Genomic DNA, 17,697 nt, shown 5'->3' on the forward strand with positions numbered 1-17,697 from the left:
GGTCAGGCGTCGAGGAGTTCGACGAGGTTCCCCTCGGGGTCGCGGACGAACGCGATTCGCGTGCCGGTCTCGGTCGTCTGCGGTTCGCTGAGCGTCTCGGCGTCGGCCGGGAGTTGAGCGACCGCGGCGTCGACGTCCTCGACCGAGAGCCCGAGGTGGGTCGCACCGGGACGGTTGAGCGTCGGTTCGTCGGTGTCGGTGCCGACCGGGTCGTACTCGACGAGTTCGACGCGCACGTCGCCGCCGTCGAGGTGGGCGAAGCGCGCCGACGCGCCGTCGACGGAGACGGCGGTGGCGAACTCCTCGCCGCCGACTTCGAAGCGAGAGACGACCGGCAGGTCGAGCGCGTCGCGGTAGAATTCGAGCGTCGAATCGAGGTCGCGGACGGTGAGACCGACGTGGTGTGCGCTGGAGTTCACGGTTCGTCTGCGCGCGCAGAGCCTCAAAGGCGCTTCGCTCGGAACGCGGGGCGACGCGAGTCGGTCGGTGTCCGGACCCGCGCCGGCGAAGACCGTATCGCATATACCCGCTCGGCCGCCAACAGAGGATACGATGGAACCGAGAGGTGCGCGACGCGAGGTGGTGCGACCGTGAGCGAACCGTTCGTCGAGTCGCTCCCCGGACGGGCCGTCCCCAAATCGTTCGTCGCCGAACTCGAGACGAAGGAGGCGATTCAGCAGGCCGTCGCCGTCCGCGGCTACAACATCGAACGCGACGGCGAGACGGTCCAGCACGCCTACCAACTGGTCGTGAACGTCCGCGGGAAGTATATCCTCGGACTGCACCTCACGAACGGGACGTGGCGCGTCGTCTTCGACACCCGCGACCACCCGAAACTCGCACAGGAAGGCCCGCGCGCGGCCTACGAGGCCGTCCACGACGCGCTCTACGAGCGCGCGCCCTCCGACGCGAAGATAGATTTCGAGTCGACGCCGCGGTTCTGGAACGCCTCCCAGTAGGCCGTTTTCCCGACGTTTTCGACCGCCCCCGCGTTTCGAGTCGCGTGAGCGACGCGTATGGGACGCGCGCCGCGGCCGACACCCTCCCGAACCCACACCACCATGTCCGCAGAAATCGGGAGCGCAACAGTTCGAGCGAGTGCGTCGCGCGAGCGAGAGAGTCGGATTCGCGTGTGTAGCGCGTCAGGTCGGCGGTTCAGCACCGACCTCCCCTGCGGATGGTACGCAGGTGGGATGGAACGGCTTAAATCCCGAATTCGACGGTTAGGAGCGCCCTAACCCCTCGAATAGACCGGTAAGTCGCTGCGAAATTAAATATATCCGGAACATACGGAAGGCCAACAGGAGCCGGAACATGTGGCCGCTCGCGGTCCCGTGCAGGTGGGCACGAGGTGGGTCAGAGGCCGGCCCTGGGTAGAACAATGGATATCAAGAAATTCCTTAGCGAATCACGCGCAGTCTCGCCGGTCATCGGCGTCATCCTCATGGTCGCGATTACCGTCATCCTCGCGGCCGTCATCGGAACCTTCGTCCTCGGTCTCGGTGACCAGGTCGGTGACACCGCCCCGCAGGCGAGTTTCAGCTTCGACTACGACGGTGCACAGGAAATCACGATCACGCACGAGAGTGGTGATTCCATCGCCAGCGACGAGCTGAGCGTCGTCATCCCGTCTGACCTATCGTCGCCGGTCATCTCGAAGAATGATGGCTCCGACGACAGCATGAACGCCGGTGACACCATCGTTGTGGACCTCGACACCGGTGAAACTCTCGACGACGGCGACCAAGTGCGCCTCGTCTGGACCTCCGAATCCGGTTCCAACTCCGCGACCCTGCAAACGTACACGCACTAAACGGTCCGCGGCGACACAGTCAACCGAACCTCGATTTTTTCGAACGTTACACCGTGAGCGACAGCACCAGCCGATTCTGGTACGAATCACGCATGAGACGTGAAACGCCTTCTCAATACTAGTTTATATCATCGGAGAACGTCAGACAATCTGTTAGGTTAGAACGCAGGCGTTCGAGGACCGATTCGTATTTTTCTCAACGGTCGCCTCTCGTCCGGCACACCTAGGAGAAACAACTATGCAAATCAAGACAATGTTCACGGAGTCCCGCGCAGTCTCGCCGGTCATCGGCGTCATCCTCATGGTCGCGATTACCGTCATCCTCGCGGCCGTCATCGGCACCTTCGTCCTCGGTCTCGGCGACCAGGTCGGTGACACCGCTCCCCAAGCGAGTTTCACGTTCGACTACGACGGAACGGAACTGACCATCACGCACGAAAGCGGCGCGCAGATTGACGGCGATTTAGTCACCATCGCTGGCGATGTCAACGTCACCGATTCGAGTGACGCAAACAAGTGGTCGACCCTCGGCTCAGACACCATCAGCGCGGGTGAGTCCGTCGTCGTCCAAGACACTGACGAGGACGGCTTTGCCAACGGCGACACAGTCCGCGTCGTCTGGACCTCCGAATCCGGCTCCAACTCCGCGACGCTCCAGCGGTGGACCTACAACGCCTGATACCGGAATCAGCACCGCATCCCATCCCACCCCACCCTCCACCACTCGGAGTGACGATTTCTTTCGGACCCGTCCCACAGAGGCACCCGTATCTCGCCCCACTAATATTGTATTTTTAGCACAAACTTATTCGTCGTCAGTACGTACATCTGGACAGAGAGTCCATGTCCAGCGACCCACCCGCCGTCGTCGCCTCCCTCCGCGAGCACCGCGAGGACGTCGTCGACCTCGCGGCGACGCTCGTCGGCCACGACACGCAGAACCCGCCGGGAGACACGCGGGACCTCGCGTCGTGGGTCGAATCGTTCCTTGCAGACCTCGGTCTCGACGCCGAGCGCGTCGCCGCGGACCCGACGAAGCCGAACCTCGTGGCGACGCTCCCGGGCGCGACAGACCGGACGCTCGTCCTGCTGGGGCACCTCGATACGGTCCCGTTCGATGCTGGCGAGTGGACGCGCGACCCGCTCGGTGAACGGGCGGGAAACCGGCTCTACGGGCGCGGCGCGACCGACATGAAGGGAGCGGTCGCCGCGATGCTCGCGGTGGCGAACGCGTACGTCGAAACCGACACAGTGCCGTCGACGACCCTCGTGTTCGCGTTCGTGAGCGACGAGGAAGTCGCCGGGAGCGCGGGGCTGCCGACGCTTCTCGACCGGCGCGGACTCGCCGCGGACGCCTGCGTCATCGGCGAGACGACCTGCGAGAGCGACCGCCACTCGGTGACCGTCGCGGACCGGGGAAGCATCTGGTTGGAACTCGAAGCGACGGGGACCGCCGCCCACGGCTCCCGACCGATGCTCGGTGAGAACGCGATTCACCGGCTCTACCGCGCCGTGAGCGACATCGAATCGACGCTCGATGACTACCGATTCGAGTTCGACCCCGCGGTGCGGGCGCTCGTCGACGAGTCCGTCGAGTACTACGCGCCGCGATTCGGCGCGGACGCGGCGCGAGAGCTGTTCGAGCGGCCGTCGGTCAATCTGGGCGTCCTCTCGGGCGGCGACCGGGTGAACGTCGTCCCCGACGCGGCGCGGGCGAAGCTCGATATTCGCGTGACGGCGGGCGTCGAGACGGCGGCGGTGCTCGACCGCGTTCGGAAGGTCGTCGCCGGTCACGACGGCGTCGAGACTTCGGACGCGGACTGGTCGGTCGGGACGTTCGAAGACCCCGACAGCGCGCTGGCGGACGCCGTGGTCTCGGTCGCTGAAGGCGTCACCGGCGGGCGTGTGTACCGCCGGAGCGCGACCGGCGGCGGCGACGCGAAGCGAATGCGAAACGCCGGCGTCCCGACCGTCGAGTTCGGGCTGGGGACCGAGACGGCGCACGCGGTCGACGAGTTCACCACCGTCGAGGCGCTCGTCGGCAACGCCGAGGTGTACGCCCGCCTCCCCGACGAGTTGTTGCGGCAATTCGATAGTGGTACCAGAACGTTTGATTCGACGGGCGTATCACCAGCAGACACGACTCCTTCGCGGCGCGACCGACGAGAGAACACCTCCGATGACACCCGATAACACACTATGACACCCGACGAACTCCGAACGACGATTCCGGCCCTCGACGACGTCACGTATCTCAACACCGGCGCGCACGGCCCGAGTCCGCGCCCCATCGTGGAGCGTGCGACCGAGTTCCTCGAATACCACGAGTACGAGTCGCCGGGCGACGACGGCCCCTATCCGACCGCGTTCGACGCCTACGAGGCCGTCCGCGAGGACGTGGCCGCGTTCATCGGTGCCGAAACGGAGGAGGTGGCACTAACCCAGAGCACCACCGACGGCATCAACCGCATCGCCACCGCGCTCGACTGGGAGCCGGGCGACGTGGTCGTCCGAACCGACCTCGAACACCCGGCCGGCATCCTCCCGTGGCGGCGACTCGAACGCGAGGGGGTCGAAGTCCGCGTCGTCGAGAGCGAGGCAGGGCGGCTCGATATGGACCAGTACGCCGAGGCCGTCAGCGACGCCGACCTCGTCTGTTTCAGCGCCCTAACGTGGAACTACGGGACGCGGCTCCCCGTGCGCGAACTCACCGACATCGCCCGCGACGCCGGCGCGCTGTCGGTGGTCGACGCGGTCCAGTCGTTCGGCCAGTACCCCGTCGCCGTGGACGACTGGGGGGCAGACATCGTCGCCGGCGCGGGCCACAAGTGGCTGCTCGGGCCGTGGGGCGCGGGTTTCCTCTACGTCCGTCGCGAAGTCGCGGAGGGCATCGAACCCCACGCCGTCGGCTACCGCGGCGTCACGGAGCCGAACGCCGACGGGCTCGACTTCGCGCCCGGAGCGAAACGCTTCGAGGTCGGAACCACCAACCCCGCGCCGCACGTCGCGCTCCGAGAGGCTATCGACATCGCCGAGCGCGTCGGCCTCGACCGAACCGAGGAACACGTGCGCGACCTCGCAGGCCGGTTCATCGAAACCGTCCCGGAGGGACGGCTGTTGAGTCCGCACGACCCGGAGTCGGGGCTCGTCTCCTTCGAGGTCCCTGACCCGGAGGGGACGGTCGAACGGCTCAAATCGGTGGGGGTTGTCGTCCGGACGCTTCCCGAACCGACGGCGGTCCGCGCGTCGTTCCACAACTTCAACGACGAGTCGGACGTGGCGGCGCTTCGCGACGGACTCGACGGGGAGTGGTGAGTGCAGCGCAGTATCTGCCACGGCGGTAAACGTTCATATCCGCCGACGCGGAAGCCCTGGGCATGCATCCCACGGCACGCAAGTTTGCCGACCAAGTACGCGATTCTCACGGCTTCGAAGCGACCATCGAGGAGTTCCCCGAGGGAACCAAGACGGCCGACGACGCGGCTGCGGCCGTCGGCTGCGACGTCGCACAAATCGTCAAGAGCATCGTGATGCGCGTGGGCGACGAGACGGTCGTCGTCCTCACGAGCGGTGCGAACCGCGTCGACGAAGCCTCGCTCGGCTCCGAGTTCGATGCCGAACAGGGCTCGGTTCGAAGCGCCAACCCCTCCGAAGTGAAAGCGGCGACCGGTTGGAGCATCGGCGGCGTACCGCCGACCTGCCACGCGACCGACTGTCCCGTCCTCGCGGACCCGACGTTCGAGTCGTTCGACCGGATTTGGGCCGCTGCGGGAACTCCCGAAGCCGTGTTCCAACTCACGCCGGACGACCTGCGGGCGCTTTCCGCGCCGCGGTTCGTCGACGTGTTCGAGTGAGGCGAACGCAGAATCGAGGCGGACACCCGATACGGTCCGCCGCGGACCGCGACGAGAACAACACCACTATGTCCGCTGTTCTGGTCGGTCGGCGCGAAGTGAGTATCGCTGGAGAGAAACTCCGAGATTATCGTAGAGCCGCGGCTGGTCGTCAGGCGAGATAAACTCTCCTTTCGGAGAAAATGATTACTGAATGTGGCCTTCGCGCCGAAGCTGGTCCGCGTCCTCGCCGGTGTAGCGCCATTCGATGTTGGCTTTCTCGTCCTGCCAGTCCCACGGTTCGACCAGCACGACGTCGCCCTCGTTGATCCACGTGCGGTACTTCATGCGGCCGGGGATGCGGCCCATGCGGTTCTTTCCGTCTTCACAGCGGATTCGGACGTGGTTGCCACCGTTGTGCTCTGTGACGACTGCGAACAGCTCGTTGTCGTTGGGCATTCGAAGGTTTCGACGCCCTTGATTTTCACTCACATTCTTGCTCGGGGACGGAGACGGATAACTTATCGGATACTCGTGATAGCAAATGTCACGGCGTTGAAACTGGATGGTTGGGGGTTCGAACACCACGTTGTCCGCTGTTTTCCGACAGATTGGCCGCCAAGAGAGGGAGATACGTCGTGACAACGACCCACAAACACTGTTCGAGGTTTCGTTGGTGATTCCGTTGGAGGCCTCGCTCGCGGTCGGCCATGTTCGCGGTCGGCCATCGCCGGTTCGTCGTTGGGTGGTCACTGAGTCGACACTGAGTCGTCGCTGAGAGCAGGCGGTGACGAGGTCGTTCACGATTTGACGAGGTCATCCACGATTCCCCTACAACACCACTATGTCCGCAGTTGTTCGTCGTGTCAGCTCCTAAAAAGACGCTTTTACCGACTCACGGAGCTTCGTAGAGTCACAGAGAACCACGGAGAACGGATTCCGTCGGTAACCGAAGGCGAGCGACGAAGTCGGTCGACTCGACCGGACGAGACAAACCACGCGATTGTGTGACGACCCACGTCGACGAGCGGTCGAGATGTGTTCGGTGAGTGTTGACACAGACACCACGTTGTCCGCTGTTCTCGACGAATGTGGGTGTGAAGACGAGTCGGCTGGTGAGACGGGGAACACTCACACCACTTTGTCCGCTGTTCTCGGTGCGAAGCGGTACCCCCGTCGGCATGAGACGGCTCTTTTCCACGGATTTCCAATCGGGAAGGTTAGTTTAGATGTATAGATGAGCGAATAAAACAAGCCGTCCTCAAACAGCTACTATATAACTAGTATAGTTGCCTGTATTACGGACTTAGTTTAAATTATAGTATTATAAATCTTTCTCTATATCAAGACAAACAAACCCGTCCACTTGTTCCACCGGTTACCGTCGTCTCCCAGAACAGCGGACAAAGTGGAGGGGGTGTGTCCCCGCCTAAATATATAAAGAACGAGAACAGCGGACACTCCGGACGCGGTGGTTTTATCAACGAAGTGGTCGAACCGTGGTAGTATGCCCCTATTCGAGCGGGACACCGAGATCTATCGGGACCGGGACGCCCTTCGCGAGGACTACCAACCCGAGGAACTCGTGGGGCGTGACGAGGAACTCCGTACCTTCCAGGCTGCACTGCAACCGGTTATCAACGGCGAACAGCCCAACAACATCTTCCTCTACGGGAAGACCGGCGTCGGCAAGACCGCCGCGTCGCGGTACTTACTCGGTCACCTCCGCGAGGACGCGAGCCACTACGACGACATCCACCTCACCGTCGTCTTCCTGAACTGCGACGGACTCACGAGTTCGTATCAGATTGCGACCCGCCTCGTCAACGAGTTCCGGTCGGAGTCGAACCAGATCAGCACGACGGGCTACCCGCTCGGCTCCGTCTACGAGATGCTCTGGCAGGAACTCGACGACTGCGGCGGGACGATAATCATCGTCCTCGACGAAATCGACCACGTCAACGACGACAGCATTCTCTACCAACTTCCGCGAGCGCGGGCCAATGGGAACCTCGACGCGGCGAAGGTCGGACTCATCGGCATCTCCAACGACTTCTCGTTCCGCGACGACCTCTCGCCGAAGGTCAAAAGCTCCCTGTGCGAACAGGAGATTCACTTCCCGGCGTACAACGCCAAGAACCTCCGAGCCATCCTCGAACAGCGCGCGAAAGTGGCGTTCCGCGAGGGCGTCCTCTCCGACGAGGTGATACCGCTCTGTGCCGCTTACGGAGCGAAAGACGCCGGGGACGCCCGCCAATCTATCGACCTGTTGATGAAAGCCGGCGACCTGGCCCGCGACGACGACACCGACCGCATCGAAGAAGAGCACGTCAAACGTGGCCGACGCGCCCTCGAACGCGGCCGCATCAAGGAGGGAATCAACGGACTGACCGAACACGGCCACCTCGTGCTCTACTCGCTTTTGACGCTCGAACTGGAAGACGAGACGCCGATTCGCTCCCGCGACGTTCGCCCCCGCTACACCCGGTTTACCGAACTCGCCAACCGCGACCCGCTCGTCCCGCGGCGGATGCGCGACCACCTCAGCGAGCTCGCGATGCTCGGTATCGTCTCCGTCACCGAGCGAAACGAGGGTCGACGCGGCGGGACGTACCGCGAATACGCCCTCGATATGGACGTCGGACTTATCGTTTCGGCCATGCGCGACACCATCGAACTCGTCGGCGTTCACGAGACGGTCGAACCCTTCCTCGACGGCGACAAAACGAGCACGCTCGACGACTTCATCGAGCAGTAGGTAGGTCGACGCTCAGTACCGCGGACATCGTGGTGTGGCCTCGCATCCGGTTTCGGTGGCACATCCGGTTTCGGTGGAACAGTTCCCCGTGGCGGCGTCGGCACGACTGGTCGTTGACCTGCTCTGCGGAAACGTGGCTCGGTCGGGTGCGCCGACCGCTCGGTTCAGTCCCGACCAGTCGGAACACCACTCTGTCCGCAGTAATCCGGCAACGTTAGCCGACTACTGAAACAGCGGACATCGTGGTGTGACCGTCCGCCCACGACGAGCTATCTCCCCGGTAGCGACGCTCTGTGCGGCTCGTCATCGTCACAACAGCGGACATACTGGTGTTCGATGTCGCGTTTTCACCGTGTAAAATCGACCTGCGGTCTCGGGGCTGTGACAACAGCGGACGTGGCGGTGTTCGCCAGTCGCTTATCTCTTCTCTCGGATTCGTCGTCGATTGTCGCTGGTCAGTCGGCAGTCGACGGACCACGGGTCTCGAACACCACGTTGTCCGCTGTTTTTCCGATGTCCGGAACGGTTTTACTGTCTCTTCCAGCGCTCGTTTGTCCCGCTCCGCGCCATCACCGTACGGTCTCCCCGGACTCGTTTGCCACGCGTCACTCGTTGCGACGTTTGAGGACGGCATCGACGATTTCTTCGGGGTACTCGGCGGCGACGCGGACGAGCGCGTCGTGGAACTCGCGGCCGGTCAGGTCGCGCACGTCGTGTTCTCGGCGGAGGAGCGACTCGACTTCGAACTCGGCGTCGTCAAGTCGGTCGAGCGTCGCGGTTCGGACGTAGATGCTCTTTGCGGTCGTCGCCTCGAACTCGAACGCCGGGCCGCCCGCCGTCTCCGTCGCCTGCTCCGTGTCGGCGGCGCTTTCCGCGCCGTCTGCCTCGGCGTTCGATTCAGTTGCCTCTTCGGCTTCGTCGCCGTCGTTCCTCTCAGCGACTTCGCTGCCTTCGCCCGCGTCATCGCTCTCGCTCGCTTCGTCTGATTCCGGGTCAGATTCGGCTTTCGAGTCCGGCGCAGAGTCGCCCTCGGACTCGGATTCGACCGCTGGTTCGGGTTCCGACTTCTCGGATTTGTCAGTGGTGCCCTCGTCCGCGGTCTGCTCGTCGTCGGATTCTGCGTCCGGTTCCGACTCGGATTCCATCGCCTCGCCGAGGCCGGCGAATCGGTTCTCCTTAGGCATCGTCGGTCCCTCCGTGCTCGACGATTTCCGCGAGCCGGTCGAGTCGGTCTAACATGTCGTTCGACGGGTCGTACTCTCGGAGGGTCTTCCCGTCGCGCCAGGCGCGACTGAACGCGATTCGGTGTCTGATGCCCGGCCCCTTGGAGTCGGGGTCGTCGAACAGGTCCGAGCGGGCGAACGGCGGGATGAACTGCTCGAAGGGCGAGTCTTCGAGGTCGCGGATGATTCGTTTTTCCTCGTTGTTTCCGGTGAGGTCGTTCGGGACGATAGCGAGGATGTCGAGGTCGACCTCGCGGCGAATCGGGCCGATCTGTTGTTCGAACATCCGTTCGAAGCCGCTCACGCTCGGTTCGCTCATGAGGAGCGGGACGACGACGTTCCCGGTTCCGATGAGCGCCGCGTCGGACAGCGGGCCGAGACTCGGCGGCGAGTCGATGACGATGTAGTCGTAGTCGTCGCCGAGAAGCGGGTCGACGATTCGACGACGGACCCAGAGCATGCCGAACGTCGAGTTCCGAACGCGGTCTTCGATGTCGTCGAGGTCGACGTGAGACGGGAGCACGTCGAAGCCCTCGCGGTCGCGTATCACTTCGCGCACGTCGATGGGGTCGTCGTCGGTCAGCACGTCGCCGATGTTCGGCTCCGACGACTCGTAGTCGTCTTTCAGCCCGACGCCCTCGGTCGCGTTCCCCTGCTGGTCGAGGTCCACCAACAGCACGTCGTTCCCCCGCGCGGCGAGTGCGTCGGCGAGGTTGATGGCTATCGTCGTCTTTCCGACCCCGCCCTTCTGGAGGGAGACGCTCACGGCTCGCGACACCTATCTGCCCTCCCGCGGAACGCGATGTTTACAAATTGTACACAGTCTACACTGTGTCTGCTGTTTGGGCGGTGCAAACTCCGTCTGAACTGCGGACTGTGCGGACATCTGGAGGTTCGAACGGACGTTCCGCGGCATGCCACATAATTTTATCCACGACTTTTGAACCGTTGGGACTTCGTCTACATTCTGCACTCTTTATAATTTTTACAATTTCTACAAATTGTAAACGTTCGACCATCGACGGCCGGTGACTCGCCTCCGTCCCGGCCTGAGAAGTCTCTACTTCGCTCACCGTGTCCGATTCTCGGACATCGCTCGCATTCTTTGCTGTTCTCACAGCGTACGAATCTCACGCGGCACAAACTGTCTGAAGATTCTACAATTCCCACAATTTGTAGACTGTATACGAATTCTAAAACTCGGGGGAAGTGCGGACTTCGCGAGCGGTGCGAACCGCGTGGACGGTTTCGACTGCCTTCGCTGTTCGCGCCGTTTGAACTGCTCTGACTGTCGAGACCGCTTTGACTGTTCAGACTGCCCCGACTGTCCGCGCTCTCCTCACGGTTTCCACCGCGCTCGAAGTCCGTCCGGTTTCGACTGTTCGAACGTCGCCTCCGACGTTGCACGGGTCACCATCTTCACCAGAAATCGATTACTCAGCGGCGCTATCGAGATTATACTGCGGACATGGTGGTGTCCACCGGCCGCCGCACCCGGCTCAGTTGGCGAGTTTGTCGGCGAACTTCTCGCGGACTTTCTCGACTTTCGGGCTCGCGTGGAACTGGCAGTACGCATCGTTGGGGTTTTTCTCGAAGTAGTCCTGGTGGTGTTCCTCCGCCTCGTAGAAGGTCTCGAGCGGAACTAACTCCGTGACCACCTCGTCGTCGTACTCCTCGTCGAGCGCATCGATGTAGGCCGACGCCTGTCGCTTTTGTTCGTCGTCGTGGAACAGGACGATAGAGCGGTACTGCGTCCCCACGTCCGGCCCCTGTCGGTTGAGTTGGGTCGGGTCGTGGACCGCGAAGAACACGTCGAGCAGTTCGTCGTAGCCGACGACCGCGGGGTCGTAGTCGACCTGCACGACCTCGGCGTGGCCGGTGCTCCCCGAACAGACCTGCTCGTAGCTCGGGTTCTCCGTCTCGCCGCCGGCGTAGCCAGAGGTGACCTCGCTGATGCCGTCGAGTTCCTTGAACGCGGCTTCGACGCACCAGAAACAGCCGCCGCCGAACGTCGCAGTCTGTGTGCTTCCCATAGCCTCGGTTACGTCGCCGGGGAATTAAGCCCCGCGGCGGGGGCAGTCGCGGCCGGGGCCCGCGGTCGTCATCCCGATGTACCTCCCCACGAAACTGTACGCGAAGCCAACATTTATCCGCCCTGTCTGTCAGCAATTACCATGGAAGACGTATTCGTCGCGAGACTCATGTCCACGACCCTCCACACGGTCACGCCAGACACGCTCGTCGAAGACGCGGCGCAGTTGATTCTCGACAACAACATCAGTTCGGTCATCGTCGTCGACGAGGACAACCGGCTCGAAGGCATCCTGACGACGACGGACTTCGTCGACATCGTCGCCAAGAGCCAGCCGAAAGCGCAGACGACCGTCGAGCGGTACATGACCACGGACGTGATTACCGCGGGCGCGCAGGACTCCATCCTCTCCGTCGCGGAGTCGATGACCGAACACGGCTTTCACCACATGCCCGTCGTCGACGAGGAGGAGGGCGTCATCGGGATGATTGCCACGTCGGACCTCGCCGCGTACCTCTCGCAGACCGGGCAGTTGGCGCGGTCGTAGCGTCGTCGCTTCCGGCTGACTTCCGCGCTACTCCACCTGTTCGGAGAGGCTCTCGACGATGCTCGCCAGCCGCGGGTCCGTCGCGTGGCCGTGGTGGACCGCGAGGGGCGAGACGCTCACTTCGCCGTCGACCATCGCGCGGCGGTCGCTCCCGACCGGATAGCGGTCGCGGTGTTCGTCGTCGAGCGGGAACGGGTTCTCGAAGCCGACGGAGTCCGGCCACGAAATGTCCTGTAACCGGACGTACACCTCGTCGTCGTCGAGGTCGTGTTCGCGGTCGCCGTCCGGAAGCGCGCCGGCGTCCGGGTCGTGGTCGACCTGCTGGTCGTAGTCCGCGAAGGGGCGGGTCACGCGCATTCGGGGGCTCGGTACGTCCGCCGGGGCGTTGACGTTCAGGAGGTCGACTTCGTCGAACACGTCGGTGCCGAAGACGCGCTCGGTCAGGGCGCGGGCGACTCGCGCGGGGCGGGAGAAGTCGTACTCCTCGGGCGGGTGACAGAAGAAGTCCCGGGCGTGGTAGCTGGAGACGGCGATGGCGGGCGTCCCGAGGAACGCGGCCTCGACGCCCGCGCCGACGGTTCCCGACCGGCCGACGACGTAGTTGCCCGCGTTCGGGCCGTCGTTGATACCGGAGACGACGATATCGAAGTCGGCGTCGAGGCCGCGAAGGGCGTAGGCGACGCAGTCCGCGGGGGTTCCTTCGAGAGCGTACCCCCACGGGTGGTCGCGGCGGACCGCGTGTTCGTTGCGGGCGCGGCCGACGCCGCTTTGGTTCTCGGCGGGCGCGACGACGGTCACGTCGCCGACGGCGGTGAGTTCCTCGCGCATGGCGGCGATGCCGGGCGCATCGATGCCGTCGTCGTTGGTGAGGAGGATTCGAAGCGAAGACGAGGTGTCGGTCATCGAGTCGTGCATTTCCACCGGTCGCCGTAGCTATTCCGGATTCTGAGCCGAGGTCGCGTCCTCCCGCGCGTCGCCTGCATCGCCGTGCCGCTGCATCGTCGCGTCGCCGTCGACCGCCGAGCCTCCTCCACGTCGACGGGCACTCGACCGAACTCCTGTCAGCGTGACATCCATAAACTCGAGACACTCAGGAATAGCCGAATATAATACAAACGATGACTTTATGTAATTAAGTTCGTACTAACGAACGAATGCGCACCGAACCGATGCGGCCGGCACGCCGGGCACCCGCCGACATCGCGGTTAACGTTCCGTTAACTCGTCTGTTTTCGGTAGTTTCGTCTCTGTCACGGTCGGCGGTCCCGTCCCCGTTGGCTGTCACGACCGCCGACCGCCCCGCCGCCCTAAGCGAGGTGGGCGTTGCGTGAGCTCCGTCGGTGGAACCGACGACGTGCCGTGGGACGACGTGGGCTTCGTCATCAGTTCTCGCTACCGCGTCTCCGTTCTCGATAGACTCTCGGAGGGGCCGGCGACGCCGACGCAAATCGCCACCGACTCCGAGAGCGCGGTCGCCCACGTCTCGCGGGCGTTACAGGAACTCAGAGACCGCTCGCTCGTGGAACTGCTCGTCCCGGAACAGCGCCGAAAAGGGCGGGTGTACGGCATCACCGACGACGCTGAGAACATCTGGCACGTCATCCAAACACAGCAGATGGCGTGAGCGCGGTCGCCCGCGTCTCGCGGGCGCTGCGGCGCGTCGTGTGACCCCGACGACTCACTTCGTGGCCATTCGCTCCGACCCCTTGTTCAGGAGCTGGTAGGTCCGCTTTGCGAGGTTCATCCCGACGCCGGTCGACTCGACGACGTAGTACGGGACGAGTTCGCCGCCGAACTTGGATTTGTAGTTGCAGAGCCGCTCCGTGTTCGCGCCGACGAGGTCGTACTTCGTGACCGACGCGAGCGCCTCGTCTTCGACGATGTCCTCGATGATGGTCCAGTGCAGCAGGCTGTTGATGCTGACGCCGTCGTACTCTCCCCGCGCACCGCCGAGCCAGAAGTAGCCCACCTCGTCGGAGAAGGGGACAATCATCCCGCTGAGATACTCGCCGCCTGGGTCGCGGGCGACGTACACCCGGCACCGGTCGCCGAGGTTCTCGACCAGCGACTCGACGAACTCCCACGGCATCCCGAACGGTTCGTCCTGCTCGTCGTACCGCGAGACCACGTCGTCGTAGACGACGCGAGCGCCGTCGAGTCCCTCGTCCGCGATGGTGATGTCGAGTTCGCGCGCCTGCCGAATCTCGCGGCGGAGGCTGCTGCTGAACTGGGCCTGTATCTCGTCGAGCGAGCGCCCGCCGAGGTCGAGTCGGTAGGTGAAGGAGGGCTTGACCGCGAAGCCGGTCCACTCGAACGGGCGGGGGTCGAGGTACGCCGGCGAACAGAGCAGGCGGACGAACGTCCGGTTCGAGCGGATGCCGAGCTCCTCGACCACGAGGTCGGCGAACTCGCGGTTCACCGACTCGTAGGCGCTCTGTTTCGGGCTGTTCGGCATCATCACCGGGCCGATGTACGGAATCGCCATCGACGGCGGCGGCGAGACGACGACCCGTCCGAGGGGGTTCCGGCGGACGAACGTCGGGAACAGCGCGACCGGCTCTTGGCCCTTGAAGACGCCGAACAGGTGCATTTCGCCGTCGAAGTGCTCGTCGATGGCGGCGAGCACCGCGGGGGTGTGGAAGACTTCGGTGCCCGACGCGGGGAGCGCGGCTCCCCACTCGTCGAGGCTCAGGGGTTCGATACGGAGTTGTGACATAGGTCGTGGTCGTGTGGGTGGGTGGTCGTCGGTCGGTGCGTGGGTTGACGCGTCGGTCGGTGCGTCGGTCGGCTCGTCGAGCGGGTCGTCATCGCTGGAGGAACCCCGAGACGAGCCGCGACGGGAGGCTCGTCCCGTTTCCCCGGGACAGCATCTCGATGCCGGGGCCGAGGCGGCTCTTGTACAGGTGCGCGATGGTTCTGACCGGGAGCGCGCCGTGTTCTATCTGGTAGAACGTGACGAGTTCGGGGTTGTACTTGCTCTTGTAGCGGTTGAGTCGGCGGTTGTTCGCGCCGACGAGGTCGTAGCGGCGCATCCCGTCGTCCATGCCGTCGCGCATGATGCGCCAGTCCAGCAGGTCGTTGACGTCGATGCCGAAATCGAACTGGGGGCGGACGCCGCCGAGCCAGCGGTAGAGCGTGTCCCCGTACTGGAGGACGACGATTCCGCTCACGAACGCCCCGTCGTACCGGAAGACGTAGGGCCGAACTTGGCCTTTCGGGAGCGAGTCGTACAGGTCCATGACGAACTGCGGCGGCACGTCGAACGACAAATCCTGTTCCTCGTAGCGGTTCTTGACCAGCGTGAGAATCGAACAGATGTCGTCGCGGTCGCCCTCCTCGATACCCGAGACGAGCTTTCGACCGTCGCGGATGTTCCGGCGGGCGCTCCGGCTGAACGACATGAGGAGGTCCTCTTCGCCGCGGGTCAGGTCGACGTTGTAGGTGTACTTCGGCGACACGTCGCAGCCGCCCCACAGGAACGTCCGCATGTCGGTGTAGTAGTCACCGACGCGGACGTGCGTGTAGCTCGGGCCGATGTGTTCGCCCAGCCACTCGGTACAGCCGTCGATGAACTGGTTGCGGCGGCGCTCGAACTTCCGGCTCTTGATGTTGCCGGCGTCGAGCATCACGGGCCCGAGGTAGGGGACGCCGATGTGCGGCGGCGGCGAGAACGCCGTCTTGACCAGCCCCTTTCGAATCTCGAAGACGGGGAACAGGCCGACCGGCTCCTCGGTCTTGTAGCCGACGAGCAGGTGGAGCTTCGAGTTCGAGTAGTTCGCTTGGAGCCGAAGCGCCTCGTACTGGTGAAAGAGGCTCGCCTGACTCGACCGACTGACGTACGTGTCCCACTCGTCGCGGTCGCGCTCGTCGAACTCGACGATTTCGATGGTCATAGACTGCGGGCCGACCGGCGGTCTTCGCACTGCGTCCGTTGTCGTCGACAGCATCGATTCCGGGCGACGCGTTCGAGATGTCCGGTCCGACCGAACCGGCCGAAATAAGCCGATTCACCGGCCGATTCGGCGGCTCCGTAAATCGACCCGCGATTCGGTCGGGTCGCGTCGGCGTGTATCATTCGAAAAGACATTCTCGAACTACTGTGACGGGAGGACGGGGATTTGTTATGAAGCGACTAGCCGGCGTTCGCGCCGGCCTACACGCCGTCAGGGGGTCTCTGCCGCCGCCCGTAGGCGCTCGATACCGTCGGCGTCGATGCCGTAGCCGTGCGTCGGTTCCCCGGAGATTCTGGTGGCGACGTACTCGGCGATGGCGTAGGCCATCCACGCCTGACACCACCGCATGAGCGTCATGCGCTTGGTGTAAAAGCGGTGTTTGCGGAAGTAGAACCGGCCCTCGGACGGGACGTACATGTTCGCGAGCGCCCAGTCGATGGCGCGCTCGGCGCGGTCGTACTGGCCGGCGTAGGCGAACACGAGGATGCCCTGCGCCGTCGCGTGGATGTCCCGCGGGTAGGGATGCTCCTCGTCGAAGTTGGGCGCGCCGTCCTCGTCGAACAGTTCGCGGGCGTAGAAGTCGAGGCCGCGAGCGAGCGTCTCGTCGTACCGACCGCTGCCGACGACCTGTTCGTAGCGCTGGAAGCACTCGACGATGAAGCCGTTGTGGTGGTTATCCATCGAGAGGTGCGAGGCGCTCGCGGGCTCGCGGTAGTACCATCCGCCGCGGTCGGTCTGCTTCGACGCGACGAAGTCGTACACCTTCTCGGCGCGTTCGAGCAGTTCCTCGTCATCGAAGTGGTCGTACAGCTCGACGAACAGCCGCGCCCCGATGGCCAGCGCGTTGAGCGTGTAGCTGTCCTTCGGGTGCGAGAGGTAGTAGTCCATGACCGCGCCGTCGTCTTTCGGCCGGTAGTTGAGGTCGTCGAGTAGCACGTCCACGGCGGTCTTGGCGATGTCCGGGTAGTCGGGGTCGAACTCCCGGCCCGCGAGGAGCGCCTTGACGCCGTAGGCCGTCGAGACGATGTTCGGTGAGTGCGGAATCCCCGACCGCGGGCCGTTGCGACCGGAGATGTGCTGGATGACGTGGCGGTGACTGCCGGCGAAGCCGCTGTACCCCCTGGCCTGGTTCTCGACGAGCCACTCCGTCAGCGATGCCGCGTCGTCGCGGTACGTCTCCGCCGGGCGGTCGCCGTCGAACCGCTCGGCCAACTGGGCGCGGGTCCGGTTCGCCATGGCGAACAGCGTGATGCCCTTGAAATTCCGGCGCTGCTCCACGAGGAACAGCGGGCGGACGTTGACGGGCGAGCGCTTGATGAACTCCTGGACCGCGAGGTTGAACCAGCGGTTGTCGATGGGGACCGAAAGCAGGAGCCTGCTGCTCATGCCGTCGCCGTAGTCCCAGCCCTTGTAGTCGCGGTCGCGGGCGTAGTCGAGCACGTCGTCGAGCACCTCGACGTACCGCTGGAGTCGCTCCGTGTCGGCCGCGTCGTCGCCGTCGCGGTGATACTGCGTTGGTTGTTTCATGGTGCAGAATA

General features: G+C 63.9%; 18 protein-coding genes. 9 read left to right on the plus strand and 9 right to left on the minus strand.

The features are described from left to right. Nucleotides 1–2: 2 nt before the first annotated feature. Complete coding sequence (locus tag DVK03_RS16705; RefSeq protein WP_004040983.1) at nucleotides 3–419, minus strand: VOC family protein; 417 nt, start codon at nucleotides 417–419, stop codon at nucleotides 3–5. Between the two features lie 171 nt (nucleotides 420–590). On the opposite strand from DVK03_RS16705, the gene DVK03_RS16710 reads away from it, so the two are divergent. The 6 genes from DVK03_RS16710 to DVK03_RS16735 all read left to right on the plus strand — a co-directional run bounded on the left by DVK03_RS16710 (nucleotide 591) and on the right by DVK03_RS16735 (nucleotide 5,667). Continuing rightward, complete coding sequence (locus tag DVK03_RS16710; protein ID WP_004040984.1) at nucleotides 591–959, plus strand: hypothetical protein; 369 nt, start codon at nucleotides 591–593, stop codon at nucleotides 957–959. A gap of 422 nt (nucleotides 960–1,381) precedes the next feature. After that, entirely contained in the window at nucleotides 1,382–1,813 is a 432-nt protein-coding gene (locus DVK03_RS16715; RefSeq protein WP_115803810.1) for a type IV pilin, read from the plus strand. A gap of 238 nt (nucleotides 1,814–2,051) precedes the next feature. Then, entirely contained in the window at nucleotides 2,052–2,492 is a 441-nt protein-coding gene (locus DVK03_RS16720; protein WP_004040986.1) for a type IV pilin, read from the plus strand. Between the two features lie 164 nt (nucleotides 2,493–2,656). Further along, nucleotides 2,657–4,006, plus strand: a complete 1,350-nt coding sequence (locus tag DVK03_RS16725; RefSeq protein ID WP_115803811.1) for a M20 family metallopeptidase — start codon at nucleotides 2,657–2,659, stop codon at nucleotides 4,004–4,006. A gap of 6 nt (nucleotides 4,007–4,012) precedes the next feature. Continuing rightward, complete coding sequence (locus DVK03_RS16730; protein ID WP_115803812.1) at nucleotides 4,013–5,128, plus strand: aminotransferase class V-fold PLP-dependent enzyme; 1,116 nt, start codon at nucleotides 4,013–4,015, stop codon at nucleotides 5,126–5,128. Nucleotides 5,129–5,190: 62 nt separating this feature from the next. Then, nucleotides 5,191–5,667, plus strand: coding sequence for a YbaK/EbsC family protein (locus DVK03_RS16735; RefSeq protein WP_004040989.1), 477 nt, complete (start codon nucleotides 5,191–5,193; stop codon nucleotides 5,665–5,667). 186 nt (nucleotides 5,668–5,853) lie between these two features. On the opposite strand, the gene eif1A is transcribed toward DVK03_RS16735, so the two are convergent. After that, nucleotides 5,854–6,138 (minus strand): translation initiation factor eIF-1A, encoded by a 285-nt coding sequence (gene eif1A / locus DVK03_RS16740; protein ID WP_013035036.1) that lies wholly within the window; start codon nucleotides 6,136–6,138, stop codon nucleotides 5,854–5,856. A gap of 1,015 nt (nucleotides 6,139–7,153) precedes the next feature. On the opposite strand from eif1A, the gene DVK03_RS16750 reads away from it, so the two are divergent. Then, nucleotides 7,154–8,404, plus strand: a complete 1,251-nt coding sequence (locus DVK03_RS16750) for an orc1/cdc6 family replication initiation protein (protein ID WP_004040991.1) — start codon at nucleotides 7,154–7,156, stop codon at nucleotides 8,402–8,404. A 605-nt stretch (nucleotides 8,405–9,009) separates the two neighbouring features. Here the strand turns inward: DVK03_RS16750 and DVK03_RS16755 are convergent. The 3 genes from DVK03_RS16755 to msrA all read right to left on the minus strand — a co-directional run bounded on the left by DVK03_RS16755 (nucleotide 9,010) and on the right by msrA (nucleotide 11,660). Continuing rightward, nucleotides 9,010–9,588, minus strand: coding sequence for a hypothetical protein (locus DVK03_RS16755; RefSeq protein ID WP_115803813.1), 579 nt, complete (start codon nucleotides 9,586–9,588; stop codon nucleotides 9,010–9,012). Next, nucleotides 9,581–10,405 carry a ParA family protein gene (locus DVK03_RS16760; RefSeq protein ID WP_115803814.1) on the minus strand — a complete coding sequence of 275 codons (825 nt, stop codon included), beginning with the start codon at nucleotides 10,403–10,405 and terminating at the stop codon, nucleotides 9,581–9,583. The genes DVK03_RS16755 and DVK03_RS16760 overlap by 8 nt, the downstream gene beginning before the upstream one ends. Before the next feature lie 721 nt (nucleotides 10,406–11,126). Beyond that, entirely contained in the window at nucleotides 11,127–11,660 is a 534-nt protein-coding gene (gene msrA / locus DVK03_RS16765; protein WP_004064715.1) for a peptide-methionine (S)-S-oxide reductase MsrA, read from the minus strand. 141 nt (nucleotides 11,661–11,801) lie between these two features. On the opposite strand from msrA, the gene DVK03_RS16770 reads away from it, so the two are divergent. Beyond that, a complete protein-coding gene (locus DVK03_RS16770) occupies nucleotides 11,802–12,206 on the plus strand; it encodes a CBS domain-containing protein (RefSeq protein WP_004043148.1) in 405 nt (134 codons plus the stop codon). Between the two features lie 27 nt (nucleotides 12,207–12,233). Here the strand turns inward: DVK03_RS16770 and surE are convergent, their stop codons facing one another. After that, complete coding sequence (gene surE, locus DVK03_RS16775; protein WP_049916577.1) at nucleotides 12,234–13,109, minus strand: 5'/3'-nucleotidase SurE; 876 nt, start codon at nucleotides 13,107–13,109, stop codon at nucleotides 12,234–12,236. A gap of 424 nt (nucleotides 13,110–13,533) precedes the next feature. Between surE and DVK03_RS16780 the strand changes: the two genes are divergently transcribed. Then, nucleotides 13,534–13,830 carry a winged helix-turn-helix domain-containing protein gene (locus DVK03_RS16780; protein WP_004043146.1) on the plus strand — a complete coding sequence of 99 codons (297 nt, stop codon included), beginning with the start codon at nucleotides 13,534–13,536 and terminating at the stop codon, nucleotides 13,828–13,830. A gap of 54 nt (nucleotides 13,831–13,884) precedes the next feature. Here the strand turns inward: DVK03_RS16780 and DVK03_RS16785 are convergent, their stop codons facing one another. The 3 genes from DVK03_RS16785 to DVK03_RS16795 all read right to left on the minus strand — a co-directional run bounded on the left by DVK03_RS16785 (nucleotide 13,885) and on the right by DVK03_RS16795 (nucleotide 17,686). Beyond that, a complete protein-coding gene (locus tag DVK03_RS16785) occupies nucleotides 13,885–14,922 on the minus strand; it encodes a GNAT family N-acetyltransferase (RefSeq protein WP_115803815.1) in 1,038 nt (345 codons plus the stop codon). Nucleotides 14,923–15,010: 88 nt separating this feature from the next. Next, nucleotides 15,011–16,099: a GNAT family N-acetyltransferase gene (locus DVK03_RS16790; protein WP_115803816.1), complete on the minus strand. Its 1,089-nt coding sequence runs from the start codon at nucleotides 16,097–16,099 to the stop codon at nucleotides 15,011–15,013. Between the two features lie 270 nt (nucleotides 16,100–16,369). Beyond that, nucleotides 16,370–17,686, minus strand: a complete 1,317-nt coding sequence (locus DVK03_RS16795) for an antibiotic ABC transporter permease (protein ID WP_115803817.1) — start codon at nucleotides 17,684–17,686, stop codon at nucleotides 16,370–16,372. Between the last annotated feature and the right edge of the window lie 11 nt (nucleotides 17,687–17,697).

It is taken from the genome of Haloferax sp. Atlit-109R (assembly GCF_003665865.1).
Taxonomy (GTDB): Archaea; Halobacteriota; Halobacteria; order Halobacteriales; family Haloferacaceae; genus Haloferax; species Haloferax volcanii.